Here is a 14,951-nt window from a genome sequence, read left to right as displayed (position 1 = left end):
TCGGAGCATGGCTTCCACCTCCGCCGTCGAGATCGACATCGAGCAGCGCGCTGCGCTTCTCGACGCGTGGACGGAGACCCGCCGTCGGATCGCGACGCTCGAAGCGCACGCGTCGCACCTTCTCGCAGAGAGGATGCGGGTCGATCAACAGGATGCCGAGGAGCATCCCTTCCACCGCGACACGATCCACCGGTCGATGGTCGCGGAGTACGCCGCCGCGGGTCGCGTGGCGCACAGCACGATGGAGTACGCGTTCACCGATGCCGCCTTCCTCGAGCGGGGTCATCCCGAGGTGCTCGCCGCGTTTCAGGAGGGAGCGATCACCGCGGGGCATGTGCGCGAGATCGTCCGAGCGGGTGGCATCGTACGCGAGGCGATCAACAACGGCCGAGCGGATGCCGCGGCACTCGCCACCTTCGACACGGCCGCGCGCGTCGTGGCGGAAGCGGAGACGCCGGCCCGCACCGCCGCTCACGTGAAGCGCCTCGCCGCGGCCCTGGCAGGCGACACGGTGGTCGAGCGGCACGAGCGCGCACGGTCTGAGCGCGCCGTGACGATGCGCTCGGTGGACGACGGGCTGGCGCTGCTCACCGTCGTGCTACCCGAGCACCTCGCCGCCGCGATCATGGACCGGCTCACGCAGCTCGCCCGCGGAGTGGTGGCAGCGCGGCAGACTCCTGAGGCGTCCGCCTCGGAGGGCGATCGGGGCGTCGAGCCCGGCCTCGATTCGCTCGATCGGACGGCGATCTTCGCTGGCGGCACGTTCACGACCGACCCCGGCAACGCCGGCCACGACTCCCGGCACGGCTGCGACGCCGAACCCGTCCCCGCTGACTCGCGCACGATCGACCAGGTGCGCGCCGACCTGTTGACTGACCTGCTGCTCGCAGCCGACCCCAGTCCGGCGAACGGCCCCGGGCTCGACAACATCCGCGGGCGCATCCAGGTCACGATCGCGGCGACGACGCTCGCCGGGTTCGACGAGCGGCCCGCCGAACTCGACGGATACGGACCGCTCCACCCCGACCACGCCCGTGATCTCGCCGGGCGGAACCTCGGATGGTCGCGCCTGTTCCTCGACGCGGGCGGGTTGGTCACCGAGACCGACACGTACACACCGACCGAGCCGATGCGACGTTTCCTCAGGGCGCGGGATCAGCACTGCCGCTTTCCCGGATGCAGAATGCCGGTGCACCGATGCGAGACCGATCACACCCACGACCACGCGAAAGGCGGGCGCACCGACGTCCACAATCTCGCTCACCTCTGCCGCGGACACCATGCGCTCAAGCATCCGGACATCGCCGACGACCATCGGTGGTCGGCGCGACAACTACCGGACGGCACGATCGACTGGCTCAGTCCATCGGGCCGGAGCTACCGGGATTCGCCGCAACGACGAGTGATGTTCGTGTGATGGCTCGCGTCGGGGTGTCAGCTCGCCGCGAGGGCGCGAGCAGCAGCCGAGGCGGCAGCCGGAAGCGCCGCCTCGATACGCTGCAGCTCGTCCTCGCCATGAGCAGCTGTGAGGAACCAGGCCTCGAAGACGCTCGGAGGCAGCGCGACACCGTGTTCGCGCATGCTGTGGAAGAACGGAGCGTACCGGAAGGACTCCTGCGCCTGCGCCTGCGCGTAGTCGCGGGGAGCACCGTCACGGAACGACGCGCTGAACAGGCTGCCGGCGTGGGAGATCGCGTGCGTGACACCGGCATCCGTCAGCGCCGCATCGAGTGCGCTGGCGATGCGCGACGCCGCGGCATCCACTGTCGCGTAGACGTCGGGGGTGGCGAGCCGCAGAGTCGCGAGACCCGCGGCCACCGACAGCGGGTTCCCGGAGAGCGTCCCGGCCTGGTAGACCGGACCGACCGGGGCGAGCATGTCCATGACCTCGGCCCGTCCGCCGAGTGCGGCGAGGGGCATTCCGCCTCCGACGACCTTGCCGAACGTGATGATGTCGGGCCGATAATCCTCGCCCGCTTCCGCCTGCAGGCCCCAGTAGCCCGCCGGGTGCACCCGGAATCCGGTGAGCACCTCGTCGAGGATCAGCAGCGCGCCGTGCTGGTGCGCGATGTCGGCGAGGAAGCGGTTGAACCCCGGCTCCGGGGTCACGACTCCCATGTTCGCGGCGGCAGCCTCGACGATGACGGCGGCGATCCGATCTCCGTGCTCGGCGAAGACCGCCTCCAGCGCCGCGCGGTCGTTGTAGTCGATCACGAGCGTCTGGGCGGCGATCGGAGCCGGCACACCCGCAGAGCCAGGGAGCGCGAGCGTTGCGACGCCCGAGCCCGCGGCCGCGAGCAGTCCGTCGGAATGCCCGTGATAGTGGCCGGCGAACTTCACGAGCAGGTCCCGGCCGGTCGCACCCCGCGCCAGCCGAATCGCCGTCATCGTCGCCTCGGTGCCCGTCGATACGAGGCGCACCCGTTCGACCGGTGCCGCATCGCCCACGCGCACGCGGTCGGCGATCAGCTCCGCGAGCTCCACCTCGCCCTCCGTCGGAGCACCGAAGGACAGACCCCGATTCGCGGCCTCCTGCACGGCCGCGACGACCTCCGGGTGAGCGTGCCCGAGGAGTGCGGGGCCCCACGACGCCACGAGGTCGACGTACTCCACACCGGCGGCATCCGTCACGCGAGCACCGCGCGCCGACGCGAGGAACCGCGGCGTCCCGCCCACCGAACCGTACGCCCGCACCGGCGAGTTCACGCCGCCGGGGATCACCGCACGGGCAGCGGAGAACAGGTCGTCATTGCGGTCGGTCACAGCACACTCCTCAGGCGTCGCACGGCGGATACCGGCATCCTCCAGGCTAGCCCGCGCGGCTGGGCGCCGGGCTCAGCTGCGCAGCCAGCGAGCCGCCTCGGTCGCCCAGTACGTCAGCACGGCATCCGCGCCCGCCCGACGGATCGACAGCAGCGACTCGAGGATCGACGCACGACGATCGATCCACCCGTTCGCCGCGGCGGCCTCGATCATCGCGTACTCGCCCGACACCTGGTACGCCCACACGGGAACATCGACGGTATCGCGGACCTCGCGCAGCACATCGAGGAAGGCCATCGCCGGCTTCACCATGACGATGTCGGCACCCTCCTGCTCGTCCACGACGGCCTCGCGCACGCCCTCGCGACGGTTGCCGGGATCGAGCTGGTACGTGCGCCGGTCTCCCCGCAGCTGCGAATCCACGGCCTCGCGGAACGGGCCGTAGAACGCGCTCGCGTACTTCGCGGCGTACGCCAGCAGCAGAGTGTCGGTGAACCCCTCCGCGTCGAGAGCATGGCGGATCACCGCGACCTGGCCGTCCATCATCCCCGACAGGCCGAGCAGCTGCGAACCGGCTCGCGCCTGCGAGAGGGCCATCGACGTGTACCGCTCCAGGGTCGCGTCGTTGTCGACGGAGCCGTCCGCTGCCAGCACACCGCAGTGGCCGTGATCGGTGAACTCGTCCAGGCAGAGATCGGTCTGCACGACCAGCGCGTCGCCCACCTCGGCGGCCAGCGCCTCCGTGGCCACGTTGAGAATGCCCTTCGGGTCGTCCGCTCCCGAGCCCCGGGCATCGCGGACCGCCGGCACGCCGAACAGCATGACGCCGCCGACACCGGCCTCCGCCGCCTCCGTCGCGACCGCGCGGAGCGAGTCGAGCGAGTGCTGGGCGACACCGGGCATGGAACCGATCGGCTGCGCCTCGGTCAGCCCCTCCCGCACGAACAGCGGCAGCACGAGCTGGCGCGGCTCCACGGAGGTCTCCCGAACGAGACCGCGCATCGCCGGCGACTGACGCAGCCGACGCATCCTCACATCGGGGAAACTCATGGCGCCAACTCGTCCGCCGCGTGCGGAAGCGTGAAGCTCGACACGGCTTCGATCAGGGCATCCACCGTCTGCCGATCGGCGATGACCGTGATCGGCAGGCCCGCCTTGTCGGCATCGCGCGCGGTGCGGGGTCCGATCGCCGCGAGGAGAGTGTCGTCGGGGATCTCCGGGAACTGCTCGCGCACCTGCGCGGCGACCGACCCGCTCGTGATGAGGATCGCGTTGATGCGCCCGTTCTCGACGTCGCGCTTGATGCGATCCGTGACCGGCACCCCCACCGTGCGGTACGCGACGACGCTGTCGACGTCATGCCCTGCCTCCTGCAGCAGCACGCTCAGCACGGGCTTCGCGATCTCGCTGCGCAGGGCGAGGATGCGGCGGGGCTCGGTCTCGAGAGCGATGAGCTGCTCCGCCATCCCCTCGGCGGAGTTGTCCTGCTCGGGCACGAGGGCGACCTCATACCCGACGGCCTGCAACGCGGCGGCGGTCGTCTCGCCCACCGCCGCGATCTTCGTGCTGCGGGGCACGACGGCGCGATGAGCGAACATCACGTCGACCGTCGTCGCACTCGTCACGGTCAGCCAGTCGTACACGCCGTCGGCGAGCTGTGCCAGCGCGACGTCGAGCGCCGCCTGGTCGGTCGTCGGCGCGAAGTTGATGAGGGGCGCCACCACGGGAACCGCCCCCTGGGCACGCAGACTCGCGGCGACGCCATCGCCCCACGGTCCGCCGCGGGGCACGAGAATGCGCCACCCGCTCAGCGGTCGGTCCTGCTTCGAATCAGTCATGAAGAATGCTCTCGGGAGACGAGGTCAGCCGCCCCCTGTTCGAGCAGCCGACGGGCAAGAGTCAACCCGAGCTCGCGCGCTGCGTGCATCGGGTCTGCACCATCGGCAGCATCCGCATCATTGCCACTGCCGTTCCGACGAATATACTCCCCGTTCAGCACCTCGGTGACGTCGAGCCCGATCCGACGCCCTCCCTCGGGGGCGTACACGACCGTCCTGACGCGGATCTCATCGCCCGAAAGAACGGCGTGCGCGGCCATCGGCGCCTGGCATCCGGCATCCAGACCCTCGAGAACGGCACGCTCGACCGTCACCGCGATTCGGGTGTCGTGATCATCGAGCGCGGCGAGCGCCTCGAGCAGCTCAGCCGGAGCATCCGCCAGCGTCTCGACGCCCAGCGCTCCCTGCCCTGGCGCGGTCGGCCACTCGGCCAGTCCGAGCTCCTCGCGGCGCAGCGGGGAGTCGCTGCCGAGGCGCGAGAGCCCCGCAGCCGCCAGGATCACGGCATCCAGTTCTCCCGAGGCCACGCGCTGCAGACGCGAGTCGACGTTGCCGCGGATGTCGACGACCTGCGCGTGCGGTGCACGCCTGCGCACCTGCGCGATACGCCGCGGCGAGCCGGTACCCACCGTGCTGCCGGTGCGCAGCTCGTGCAGCGGTGCGCCAGCCCGCGTGATCGCGACGTCACGGGCGTCGACGCGCGGCGGGGTCGCCGCGATCGTCAACCCGTCGGGGATCGCCGTCGGCAGATCCTTGAGCGAGTGCACGAGGAAGTCGCACTCACCGGCGAACAGCGCCTCGCGCAGTCGAGTCGCGAAGATGCCCTGGCCGCCGATCTCCGACAGCGAGGCGCGGTTCGTGTCGCCCTCGCTCGTGATCGGCACGAGCTCGACGCGGCGACCCGACACCTTCTCGAGGGCGGCGGCGACATGACCGGACTGCGCCTGCGCGAGCGCGCTGCGACGGGTGCCCAGCCGGATCGGGGAGGACAGCGAAGACGGAGTGCTCATGGGAGACCTACTGCAGCACGTCCGCGATCTCGTCGAAGCGCAGACGGCGGCCGGTGTAGAAGGGCACCTCCTCCTTCACGAACAGGCGCGCGTCGGTGTACCGCAGGTCGCGCATCATGTCGACGAGGTCGGTCACGTCGTCGGCCTCCATCGGGAGGATCCACTCGTAGTCGCCGAGCGCGAACGCGGCGACCGTGTTCGCGATCACACCGGTGAACGCGGCCCCCTTGCGTCCGTGGTCGGCGAGCATCGCGCGACGCTCCCCCTCGGGCGCGAGGTACCACTCCGGGGTCCGCACGAACGGGTACAGGCACAGCCAGTCCTTCGGCTCGACGCCGCGCAGGAAACCCGGGACGTGAGAGCGGTTGAACTCGGCGTCGCGGTGCACGCCCATGACGTTCCAGACCGGCAGCAGCGTGCGCAGCAGCTCCGTGCGGCGCAGACGACGCAGCGCCCGCTGCAGCTCCTCGGCGGTGTCACCGTGCAGCCAGACCATGAGATCGGCGTCCGCCTTGAGCCCGGAGACGTCGTAGAAACCGCGCACGGTGACGCCGGAATCCTCGATGTACGAGACGATCGTCTCGAGTTCGGTGGAGTCGGCCTCGGTCACCGGGGCGTCAGGATTGCGTCGCCACACGGCCCACAGAGTGAAGCCGGACGGGTTCTCTTCGTGCTCAACGGACATGAATCCAGTCTGCCCCCTTTTGCGGAGTGGTGGCGAACCCCCGGTGTCGCTCTGCGGGTCTCGTCCTACCGCGTCCTCCGCGCAGGGGCGACGGGGCGTGTCAGCGCGAGACGGCCCTGGCGATGGCCCAGACGGCTCCCCCGACGACGGCGGCCACCGCGACCGCGGCCGCGACCGCCGCCACGGGGTTCCGGTCGGCGAACACGCGTGCCTTCGCCACGGCGCGCTTCGACGCCTTGTCGATGCGACGCGGGAAGTTGCCCTTGACCTCGATCGCGGCGAGGGCGGCCTTCAGCTCGGCCCGCGCCGACTCCCGGGCGTCGGCGATCCCTGCGGGAACGGCGGTCTTCGGCAGCGTGTCCATGGTCGGCGCCGTGCGGCGCCGCGAGATCTCAGAGTTCGTCATCGCCGGCTTCCTTCACGATTCGGATGTCATCGCCGACCGCCTGGGCGGGATTCTGGCGACGGAGCACCTTGCGGAACTTCAGGATGCCGAGCAGCGCGAAGAACAGCACGGCGAGTATCAGGATGCCGAGCACGGCCAGCGCCGAGAGCCACACCGGCCACCACGACGACAACCCCGCGATCGCGAACACGAGGATCACCGGCACGGCCCAGAACAGGAAGAACAGCGCGACGAGGAACCAGACGGAGCCGATCCCGGCGTCCTTCGCAGTCTTCGAGATCCACACCTTCGCCGCGTCGATCTCGGCCTTGACGAGGTTGCCGATGAGTTCGGGCAGATCGCCGATCAGCGACAGCAGGCTGTCCTCGGCGCGATCGCGGTATCCGCGAGCCATGTCAGCTCCCGGTCTTCGCAGACGACGACGCCGGCTTCTTGGCGGCAGGCTTCTTCGCAGCGGGCTTCTCGGCGTTCGCCTTGGCCTCGTCCACGGCATCCTCGGTCGCGTCGACCACGTCCTCCGCCGCCTTGCGACCCGCGGCGACCGCGGAATCGAGGCGCTGGCCGGGGGTGCCGTTGCCGCTCGCCGACTTCACGACCTTCTGCACGCCGGTCCAGATCGCGCCGGGGACCGCAGCAGCCTTGTCGCCGATGAATCCCTTCGCCTTCTCGACCTGCTCCTGCACCGGGTCGAGGTTCCAGACCTTGAGCCACTGCGTCTTGATCTGCTCGTAGCGCTCGCGTCCTGCGCGTGTTCCGAGCACGTATCCCACGCCGAGTCCTACGACGAGTCCGATCTTCCCCTTCATGGGGTCTCCTCACGTTGTTCCGGTGTGAACGCCGATGGGCGAACCGGCGGCTCGGCGCCGCCTGACAGGTGTCCAGCGTAACGCCGTATGCCGCTTTCGGCATCTATCGGGGGGAGGGTTGACAGATGGGCGCGAAGCGGTCACGTGCGCCGCGCTCACTCGTCTGCGGCGCGTCGGCTCAGTCCCAGAGCAGCGCCCGGCGGAGCCGGTCGGCCTCGTCGACGGCATCCGGCACCACCTGGGCCAGTCCGGTGCCGGCGAGCCAGGCGCCGACGGCAGCGAGTCCGGGGACGGCCTGCACGGCGGTGCGCGCAGCGTCACGGCGTTCCGCCGACCCGATGATCGAGGCGGGCTGCGACTGCACGAAGCGCGACCGATGCGCGGCCACGAGGTCCTCGTCCCGCAAGGGGAGACCGAGCAGAGCGGCCGCCTCACGGAGCGCCAACCGCGCGGCCCCGTCGTCGTCGAGGGCCGACGTCGCGGCCGGCTCCCCCTGAGCGCCGAACGACACCCGCACGACGTGCCGGTCTCCGGCGGCCTCACGCACCCACTCCCACTTCGCCGTCGAATGGGTGAGCGCCTTCGCGGTGTGGCTGCCCGGCACCGTCAGGACCCCCGTGCCCCGAGGCGCGCCGCGGAGCGACGGCGCACGAAGCAGCAGGGTCACGATCTCGATCTCGGGAGCGGTCGCGGTCTCGGTCGCGGCGAGCGCTGGTGCGGCAGCGACGAGCAGCTCGCGGGCCACGGACTCCGAGGTCGCGACGACGACGCCGTCGGCGGTGAGCTCGGCGAGATCGGCGTGCTCATCGGCATCGGCATCGGTCCGCACCGTCCAGGCGTCGCCGTCACGCGAGACATCGGTGACACGGATGCCGGTGCGCACGACCCCGCCGAGCTTCTCGATGTCTGCGACGAGCGCGTCGGACAGCACCGACATGCCGCCGACGAGCCCCTCGACCGCCGCGCCGGGAGTCTGCGCCTTCGCGGCCTTCGCCGCGCCCTCGTCGCGGAGCGCCTGCACGGCGCCCGACAGAGAGCCGACGCTCGTGAGGGCCGCGTTCAGTCCCGGCGCTGCGGCGTCGACGTCGACGTCATCCGGCGACGCCGAGTACACGCCCGTCGTGACGGGTGCGACAAGACGATCCCGCACCTTGGCGCCCATGCGCGACGCGACCAGCTTGCCGAGACTGTGGCTGTGCCCGATCGTCAGCGGAGGGCGCACGCGGTCGAGATACGCGCGCCACACGCCCGACCATCCGATCACTCGACGCACGTCCTCCTGGAAGGGGTTGCTCGGGATGCCGAGGATGCCGCCCGCCGGCAGCGGCGCCGCGCCCACACCCGGGATGCCGGAGACCCAGGCCCCTCCCGCGGCGGGCCTCACGATCCGGTCGGCCAGGCCGAGCTCCGTGACGAGAGCCCGCACGTGCCCGCCTCGCGTGGCGTAGCTCTCGGCGCCCGCGTCCAGCACCACGCCGTCGAGTTCGGCCCGGCGGATGGCGCCGCCGACGGCATCCGCCGCTTCCAGCACCGTGACGCGCATGCCGACCTTGACGCACTCACGGGCCGCGATGAGTCCGCCGACTCCCCCGCCGATCACGACGACATGGCGGTGCGATGCGCGTTCTGCCAGTTCCGCGGGGTCGGGGTGGGGCGTCTGATCCGAGGGGGCGGGCTCGTGGCTCATGCCCTCAATCCTCGCACCGCCGCCTGAGCGGACCGTCCGGGAGGGCCGTGGATTCACGCCCCCGCCGCGAGCGGCGCGGCCTCAGAGGGAGTGGACGAGCTCCACGATGCGGGTGAGCTGATCGGGGTCGGTCTCGGGCGGGACGCCGTGTCCGAGATTGAGGATGTGACCGCGCGCCGCACGACCGCGCTCGACGACATCGCGAACGTGCCCCTCGAGCACCGGCCACGGCGCCGAGAGCAGCGCCGGGTCGATGTTTCCCTGCAGCGAGGTCTCGGGCCCGACGAGCGCCGCCGCTTCGTCGAGCGGCATCCGCCAGTCCACGCCGACGCCGTCGGCGATCCCGTCGAGGCGCATGTCCGCGAGGAACGGTCCGGTGCCGACCCCGAAGTGGATGGTCGGGATGCCGATGCCCTCCAGCGCCGTGCGCGAGTGCGGGGCCACGAAGGCGAGGTAGTCCGCGCGGCTCAATGAGCCGGCCCACGAATCGAAGAGCTGGACGACGGATGCCCCCGCGTCGCGCTGGATCTCGAGGAACCGGCGGGAGACCCGGGCCAGCCAGCCCGCGAGGCGGTTCCAGGCGTCGGGATCGGCGTGCATCATCGCCCTGGCGCGCAGGTGCTCCTTCGACGGACCGCCCTCGACGAGGTAGGCGGCGAGGGTGAAGGGAGCCCCCGCGAATCCGATCAGCGGCGTCTCGCCGAGCTCGGCCGTGACGATGCGGACCGCCTCGGCGACGGCCTCGCCGTCGAGGGATGCCGGGTCGATGGCCGTGATGCGATCGACGTCCTCGACCGTGCGCACGGGGTTCGCGAAGACCGGACCGCGTCCCGGCTCGATCTCGACATCCACACCGGCGAGGCGCAGCGGGATGACGATGTCGCTGAAGAACACGGCCGCGTCGACGCCGTGCCTGCGCACGGGCTGCAGCGTGATCTCGGCGGCGAGCTCGGGAGTGAGGCACGCGTCGAGCATCCGCGTCCCCACCCGCAGCTCGCGGTACTCGGGAAGCGATCGGCCCGCCTGCCGCATGAACCAGACAGGGGTGCGATCGGGGCGGGGGCCGGTGAGGGCGCGCACCAGCGGAGCGTCGGAGAGGGCCATGCGTCCATCCTCCCATCCCTCACGGAGGCCGACCTGTGCGCGAGGAGGGGTAGACTTGTCGGGTGCTGCTGTGTGTCACGGCGAGTCACAAGACCGCCTCCTTCGAACTGCTCGAACGCCTGAGCCGCACCCCCGACGACGTCGCCTCCACCGTGGTGGACACTGCGTCGTGCGTGCAGGGTGCGGTCGTCCTCGCGACGTGCAACCGGTTCGAGGCGTACGTGGAGATGGATGAGCCCGTCACCGCTGCGGGCGCCATCGGCGTCGAGGCCGTACTCGAAGCGGTCGAATCCGCCACCGGCATCAGCACCGCCGAACTCGACGGCGCTTACGAGGTGCACTCCGGTCGCCGCGTGGCCGAGCACCTCTTCTCCGTCGCCTCCGGCCTCGAATCGGTCGTGTCGGGCGAGGGTGAGATCGCCGGCCAGGTGCGCCGCGCACTCAAGGCCGCTCGCAAGGAGGGCACCACCTCCCCCGAGCTCGAGCGCCTCTTCCAGCGCGCGAGCCAGGCGCAGCGCAAGGTCAAGAACGTCACCGCGCTGGGCCGCGCCGGCCGATCGCTCGTGCGCCTTGCTCTCGAACTGGCCGACAGCCGTATCGCCGACTGGTCGGCCGAGCGCGTGCTGCTCGTCGGAACCGGCGCCTACGCGGCCGTGACCCTCGCCACGCTGCGCGAGCGCGGCGCCGTCGACATCTCCGTCTACTCGCCCTCCGGCCGCGCGGAGAAGTTCGCCGCGAAGCACGGCATCCGCCCCGTCCCCGCGGCCGACTACGCGCGCACCGCCGCGCACTCGAGCCTGCTCATCACCTGCACGACCGCGACCGAGCCCGTGCTCACCCCCGCGCACCTGCAGGCGCCGACCGGTGCAGCGTCCCTCGGATGCCCCGTCGGCGCGCACAGCCAGCTCGTGATCGACCTCGGCATGCCGCGCAACGTCGACCCCGCCGTCGCCTCCCTCGAGGGTGTCGCGCTGCTCGACCTCGAGACCATCAGCCTGCACGCACCGCTGGAAGAGCTCCAGGCGACGGATGCCGCGCGCACCGTCGTGCGCGAAGCCGCCGACACCTTCCACGTCGTCGGGAGTCGGCAGAGCGTGACGCCGTCGGTCATCGCCCTGCGATCGCACATCTTCTCGCTCCTGGACTCGGAGATCGAGCGCGCCCGCGCACGCGGCGATGAGGACGGCAGGGTCGAGCAGGCTCTGCGGCATCTCACCGGAGTGCTGCTGCACACCCCGACGGCTCGCGCGCACGAGCTCGCGGCCTCCGGTCGGGCCGACGAGTTCGCCGCCGCGCTCACGACGCTGTACGGCATCGAGCCGGTGCAGCCGGCCCACTCGTCGATGGACGACGACGTCGCAACGGCCTGACTGACCTCCTCTGCACAGACTCCGCTGTCGCGGATTCTCCACAGCCAGCGCGTTCGCGGACCGTTTCCGGTCTCTCGCCACCCGGATGCTTCATATCGTCGTTCCCCTGACAAGCGCGGTCGATCCGCGCAGACTGGGAGGATGCTCGTGTCGCCGGATCTGATCGGGATCATCGTCTCCCTCGCCGCGTTCTGCACAACCGTGCTCGGCGGCCTGCACCGGATGCTCGCACGACAGACGGCCTCTCTGGAAGGCCGTTTCGAACGCATCGAGGAACGGTTCGAGAAGATCGACGAACGGTTCGAAAAGATCGACGCGCGGTTCGTGCACCTCGAGGAGAAGTTCGACGACAGGTTCGTGCGCATCGAGGAGGAACTCTCCCAGGTGAAGGTGGCGATCGCTCGCCTCGAAGGGCCCCTCCCCCGACTGCAGCGACTCTGAGCGACCGACTCGGCGAGCTCCGGATCACCCTGCCACACTGGAGGCATGGCCCTTCACATCACCGGAGACACCGCCGCCGACGCTCTCCTCACCGACAACCCCCTCGCTCTGCTCGTCGGGATGCTGCTCGACCAGCAGGTGCCGATGGAGACAGCTTTCGCCGGCCCGCTGAAGATCGAGCAGCGCACCGGCGCTGCGGACGCCGCCTCGATCGCGCGCATGGATCCCGACGAGTTCCTCGAAGCCTTCAGGACGAGTCCTGCGGTGCATCGGTTCCCCGGTTCGATGGCCGCGCGTGTGCAGACCCTCTGTCAGGACATCGTCGACAACTGGGGCGGCGATGCAGCCGGCCTGTGGACGCACGGGGATCCTGACGGAGCAGAGGTCCTGCGGCGCCTCAAGGCGCTTCCGGGTTTCGGCGAGCAGAAGGCCAAGATCTTCCTCGCTCTCCTCGGGAAGCAGTACGGCTTCACCGGCGCGGGCTGGCGCGAAGCCGCCGGCGCGTACGGGGAGGACGGTTCGTTCCGCAGCGTCGCCGACATCGTCTCGCCCGAGTCGCTGACGAAGGTGCGCGAGCACAAGAAGGCGATGAAGGCCGCCGCCAAGGCGGCCAAGGAGTGAAACCCACGGGTGACGACGTCGCCGGATTGATCGCGCGAGCGAAGCCGGCGATCCGGCGACGGGATGCCGAGACGCTCACCGCCCTCATGCAGGAGATCTCCGGTCGAGACCCGCAGACCTGGGGCACCGTCATCGGCTTCGGATCCTGCCACTACCGATACCCCACAGGGACGGAGGGCGACAGCGCACTCCTCGGCTTCGCGCCGAGGACGGCTGCGACGACGATCTATCTGTTCGATGGCGCCGAGGCACATGCGGAAGCGCTGAGCGCGCTCGGTCCGCACACGACCGGCGCGAGCTGTCTATACATCAAGGATCTCGACGCGATCGACCTCGACATGCTGCGCGGCATCCTCGAACGCTCCCTGGCATGGATGGAAGCGGGCGGCTCGCCGGAGGCGCAGATCACAGTCACCGGGTGACCCGAGAGGAACGCCCGCACACGACCGGGGAGGTCTGCCTCACCGCAGCACCTCGACCAGGGCCACCCACGACACGACGATCGCCGACACCACGGCCAGGACACAGCCGGCTGCGGCGAGGTACATCCCGGACGGATGCTGCAGCACCACCGCCGTTCCGGCCGCGAGGTACGCCGCTATCGGCAGGAAGCCGATCAGGTACTTGAGCGGCTTGGCCCGGTCGGCCGGACTCCGGTCGCGGGCGATCAACCGCGTGACGTCGACCTGGAACACCGCGGCGAGCAGAGTCGCGACGATCGTCAGCGCCCCGAACCAGATGTCGTCGATATGCGGCACGAGACCGAGAGCGCAGACCGTGAGGGCGAGGAGAAGCGCCGCGATCCCCGCGAGCAGTCGAGCCGTCAGGGTGCGCGACTTGACGATCTCGGCGATGTTCACGCTGGCGGCCACGATGACGAGGCCGGCGAGGGCCGCGGTAGCGCCGGCCATCGCGACGTGGAACTCGCTCCACTCCTCGATCATGGGGTCAGCATAGGGCTCCCCCGCATCCGCGGATACGGGGGAGCCGGCGTCGGCGTCCGGTCAGCGGAGCCCGGCGAAGAAGCTGCGGATGTCGGCGGCGAGCACCGCCGGCCGTTCGAGCGCGGCGTAGTGCCCGCCCTCGTCGAACCGGCTCCAGTGCACGATGTTCGAGTTGTCGCGCTCGGCGAACACCCGGATGGTCTGGAAGTCGTCGGCGAACACAGCGACTCCGGTCGGCGCCGCGTTGACCTTCGGCGCAGCGCCTTCGGCAGCGGCATCCGCCCTGGCGTTCTCGAGGTAGCTGTGGCTCATGCCCGACGCCGCGTTCGCGAACCAGGTGACGCTCACCTCGAGCAGGATCTTCTCGAGCGGCACGAGCGAAGTCCCGTTGCCGAAGGAGGTGAACAGCTCGCTGTAGGCGAGCAGCCCGGCCGGGGAATCGCTCAGCCCCACCGACACCGTCTGCGGACGCGAGGCGTTCATGGCGTTGTAGCCGCCGACCGACTGGAACCACTGCATGTGCTCAAGGGCGGCGTAGTCCTGCGGCTCCAGCTTCTCGAACTCCGTCGGGTCGCCCGACGGGAACGAGAACAGCTGCAGCACGTGCAGACCGAGGAACCCGTCCGGATTCCGCAGACCGAGTTCGCGCGCGACCATCGCTCCGTTGTCGGAGCCGTGGATGCCGTACGACTCGTAACCGAGTCCCCGCATCAGACGGTCGTAGGCGGCGGCGACCCTCGCGGTCGTCCAGCCTGGCGACGCGAGCGGCTGCGAGAAGCCGTAGCCGGGCGCGTCGGGGATGACGACGTCGAAGGCGTCCTCAGCACGACCGCCGTGCGCGACCGGGTCGACGAGCTCGTCGATGAGGTCGAGGTAGTCGACGGCGGACCCCGGGTAGGTGTGCGCGAGGAGGATCGGCGTCGCACCGTCATGCGGAGAGCGCACGTGGATGAAATGGATGGTCTGCCCGTCGATCTCGGTCGTGAAGTGGGGGACGTCGTTGATCCGCCGCTCCGCCGCGGCCCAGTCGAAGTCGCGCCACGCTGCGATCGCCTCACGCAGGTACGAGTTGGGGGTGCCGGCATCCCAGTCGTCCGTGGGCGACGACTGGGGAAGGCGGGTGCGGGCGAGGCGATCCTGCAGATCGGCGACCGCGGTGTCGGAGACCGAGACGGTGAAGGGGCGGAACGTGAGTGTCGTGTTGTCCATGTGTCCACGGTAGGAAGCCATTAGGTTGAATCCATTCCTAATGACGAACCGATTCTCGGAGGCGATG

The 14,951-nt window shown here is 70.4% G+C and carries 17 protein-coding genes; 5 read left to right on the top strand and 12 right to left on the bottom strand.

The window, feature by feature from the left end:
• Window positions 1-7 precede the first annotated feature (7 nt).
• On the top strand, window positions 8-1,417 hold the full coding sequence (locus MRBLWO14_RS11090) for a DUF222 domain-containing protein (RefSeq protein ID WP_341933214.1): 1,410 nt from the start codon (window positions 8-10) through the stop codon (window positions 1,415-1,417).
• A gap of 17 nt (window positions 1,418-1,434) precedes the next feature.
• Here the strand turns inward: MRBLWO14_RS11090 and MRBLWO14_RS11085 are convergent, their stop codons facing one another.
• The 10 genes from MRBLWO14_RS11085 to hemE form a co-directional block, all read right to left on the bottom strand.
• Entirely contained in the window at window positions 1,435-2,763 is a 1,329-nt protein-coding gene (locus MRBLWO14_RS11085; RefSeq protein WP_341933213.1) for a glutamate-1-semialdehyde 2,1-aminomutase, read from the bottom strand.
• Between the two features lie 72 nt (window positions 2,764-2,835).
• Complete coding sequence (hemB, locus tag MRBLWO14_RS11080) at window positions 2,836-3,813, bottom strand: porphobilinogen synthase (protein ID WP_341933212.1); 978 nt, start codon at window positions 3,811-3,813, stop codon at window positions 2,836-2,838.
• Complete coding sequence (locus MRBLWO14_RS11075; RefSeq protein ID WP_341933211.1) at window positions 3,810-4,601, bottom strand: uroporphyrinogen-III synthase; 792 nt, start codon at window positions 4,599-4,601, stop codon at window positions 3,810-3,812. Before MRBLWO14_RS11075 ends, hemB begins: the two co-directional genes overlap by 4 nt.
• The gene (gene hemC / locus MRBLWO14_RS11070) at window positions 4,598-5,611 is read right to left on the bottom strand and encodes a hydroxymethylbilane synthase (protein WP_341933210.1); all 1,014 of its coding nucleotides are present in this window, start codon (window positions 5,609-5,611) and stop codon (window positions 4,598-4,600) included. The genes MRBLWO14_RS11075 and hemC overlap by 4 nt, the downstream gene beginning before the upstream one ends.
• Before the next feature lie 7 nt (window positions 5,612-5,618).
• Window positions 5,619-6,296: a hydrogen peroxide-dependent heme synthase gene (gene hemQ / locus MRBLWO14_RS11065; RefSeq protein ID WP_341933209.1), complete on the bottom strand. Its 678-nt coding sequence runs from the start codon at window positions 6,294-6,296 to the stop codon at window positions 5,619-5,621.
• A 100-nt stretch (window positions 6,297-6,396) separates the two neighbouring features.
• Window positions 6,397-6,702, bottom strand: a complete 306-nt coding sequence (locus tag MRBLWO14_RS11060; RefSeq protein ID WP_341933208.1) for a hypothetical protein — start codon at window positions 6,700-6,702, stop codon at window positions 6,397-6,399.
• Window positions 6,689-7,096, bottom strand: coding sequence for a phage holin family protein (locus MRBLWO14_RS11055; RefSeq protein ID WP_341933207.1), 408 nt, complete (start codon window positions 7,094-7,096; stop codon window positions 6,689-6,691). The genes MRBLWO14_RS11060 and MRBLWO14_RS11055 overlap by 14 nt, the downstream gene beginning before the upstream one ends.
• Window position 7,097: 1 nt before the next feature.
• The gene (locus MRBLWO14_RS11050; protein ID WP_341933206.1) at window positions 7,098-7,508 is read right to left on the bottom strand and encodes a hypothetical protein; all 411 of its coding nucleotides are present in this window, start codon (window positions 7,506-7,508) and stop codon (window positions 7,098-7,100) included.
• Window positions 7,509-7,686: 178 nt separating this feature from the next.
• Window positions 7,687-9,195: a protoporphyrinogen oxidase gene (gene hemG, locus MRBLWO14_RS11045; RefSeq protein ID WP_341933205.1), complete on the bottom strand. Its 1,509-nt coding sequence runs from the start codon at window positions 9,193-9,195 to the stop codon at window positions 7,687-7,689.
• 81 nt (window positions 9,196-9,276) lie between these two features.
• Entirely contained in the window at window positions 9,277-10,299 is a 1,023-nt protein-coding gene (gene hemE / locus MRBLWO14_RS11040) for a uroporphyrinogen decarboxylase (protein ID WP_341933204.1), read from the bottom strand.
• A gap of 62 nt (window positions 10,300-10,361) precedes the next feature.
• Between hemE and MRBLWO14_RS11035 the strand changes: the two genes are divergently transcribed.
• The 4 genes from MRBLWO14_RS11035 (at window position 10,362) to MRBLWO14_RS11020 (ending at window position 13,153) form a co-directional block, all read left to right on the top strand.
• Entirely contained in the window at window positions 10,362-11,669 is a 1,308-nt protein-coding gene (locus tag MRBLWO14_RS11035) for a glutamyl-tRNA reductase (protein ID WP_341933203.1), read from the top strand.
• Between the two features lie 141 nt (window positions 11,670-11,810).
• Window positions 11,811-12,110: a response regulator gene (locus MRBLWO14_RS11030; protein ID WP_341933202.1), complete on the top strand. Its 300-nt coding sequence runs from the start codon at window positions 11,811-11,813 to the stop codon at window positions 12,108-12,110.
• Window positions 12,111-12,155: 45 nt separating this feature from the next.
• On the top strand, window positions 12,156-12,731 hold the full coding sequence (locus MRBLWO14_RS11025) for an HhH-GPD-type base excision DNA repair protein (RefSeq protein WP_341933201.1): 576 nt from the start codon (window positions 12,156-12,158) through the stop codon (window positions 12,729-12,731).
• Window positions 12,728-13,153, top strand: coding sequence for a DUF1801 domain-containing protein (locus MRBLWO14_RS11020; protein WP_341933200.1), 426 nt, complete (start codon window positions 12,728-12,730; stop codon window positions 13,151-13,153). Before MRBLWO14_RS11025 ends, MRBLWO14_RS11020 begins: the two co-directional genes overlap by 4 nt.
• A 39-nt stretch (window positions 13,154-13,192) precedes the next feature.
• Here the strand turns inward: MRBLWO14_RS11020 and MRBLWO14_RS11015 are convergent, their stop codons facing one another.
• Window positions 13,193-13,675 carry a hypothetical protein gene (locus MRBLWO14_RS11015; RefSeq protein ID WP_341933199.1) on the bottom strand — a complete coding sequence of 161 codons (483 nt, stop codon included), beginning with the start codon at window positions 13,673-13,675 and terminating at the stop codon, window positions 13,193-13,195.
• A gap of 60 nt (window positions 13,676-13,735) precedes the next feature.
• Window positions 13,736-14,884: an epoxide hydrolase family protein gene (locus tag MRBLWO14_RS11010; RefSeq protein WP_341933198.1), complete on the bottom strand. Its 1,149-nt coding sequence runs from the start codon at window positions 14,882-14,884 to the stop codon at window positions 13,736-13,738.
• Between the last annotated feature and the right edge of the window lie 67 nt (window positions 14,885-14,951).

The organism is Microbacterium sp. LWO14-1.2 (assembly GCF_038397715.1).
In the GTDB taxonomy this organism is placed as follows: domain Bacteria; phylum Actinomycetota; class Actinomycetes; order Actinomycetales; family Microbacteriaceae; genus Microbacterium.
Note: the sequence above shows the minus strand (reverse complement) of the source record. Positions and strands in the feature narration are given on the sequence as shown.

Bases quoted from the DNA above. Each gene is read 5' to 3' on its own strand.
- hemG (WP_341933205.1), bottom strand. From the start codon at position 9,195: ATGAGCCACGAGCCCGCCCCCTCGGATCAGACGCCCCACCCCGACCCC.
- MRBLWO14_RS11010 (WP_341933198.1), bottom strand. From the start codon at position 14,884: ATGGACAACACGACACTCACGTTCCGCCCCTTCACCGTCTCGGTCTCC.
- hemB (WP_341933212.1), bottom strand. From the start codon at position 3,813: ATGAGTTTCCCCGATGTGAGGATGCGTCGGCTGCGTCAGTCGCCGGCG.
- MRBLWO14_RS11090 (WP_341933214.1), top strand. From the start codon at position 8: ATGGCTTCCACCTCCGCCGTCGAGATCGACATCGAGCAGCGCGCTGCG.
- MRBLWO14_RS11015 (WP_341933199.1), bottom strand. From the start codon at position 13,675: ATGATCGAGGAGTGGAGCGAGTTCCACGTCGCGATGGCCGGCGCTACC.
- MRBLWO14_RS11025 (WP_341933201.1), top strand. From the start codon at position 12,156: ATGGCCCTTCACATCACCGGAGACACCGCCGCCGACGCTCTCCTCACC.
- MRBLWO14_RS11050 (WP_341933206.1), bottom strand. From the start codon at position 7,508: ATGAAGGGGAAGATCGGACTCGTCGTAGGACTCGGCGTGGGATACGTG.
- hemE (WP_341933204.1), bottom strand. From the start codon at position 10,299: ATGGCCCTCTCCGACGCTCCGCTGGTGCGCGCCCTCACCGGCCCCCGC.
- hemC (WP_341933210.1), bottom strand. From the start codon at position 5,611: ATGAGCACTCCGTCTTCGCTGTCCTCCCCGATCCGGCTGGGCACCCGT.
- hemQ (WP_341933209.1), bottom strand. From the start codon at position 6,296: ATGTCCGTTGAGCACGAAGAGAACCCGTCCGGCTTCACTCTGTGGGCC.
- MRBLWO14_RS11030 (WP_341933202.1), top strand. From the start codon at position 11,811: ATGCTCGTGTCGCCGGATCTGATCGGGATCATCGTCTCCCTCGCCGCG.
- MRBLWO14_RS11055 (WP_341933207.1), bottom strand. From the start codon at position 7,096: ATGGCTCGCGGATACCGCGATCGCGCCGAGGACAGCCTGCTGTCGCTG.
- MRBLWO14_RS11075 (WP_341933211.1), bottom strand. From the start codon at position 4,601: ATGACTGATTCGAAGCAGGACCGACCGCTGAGCGGGTGGCGCATTCTC.
- MRBLWO14_RS11060 (WP_341933208.1), bottom strand. From the start codon at position 6,702: ATGACGAACTCTGAGATCTCGCGGCGCCGCACGGCGCCGACCATGGAC.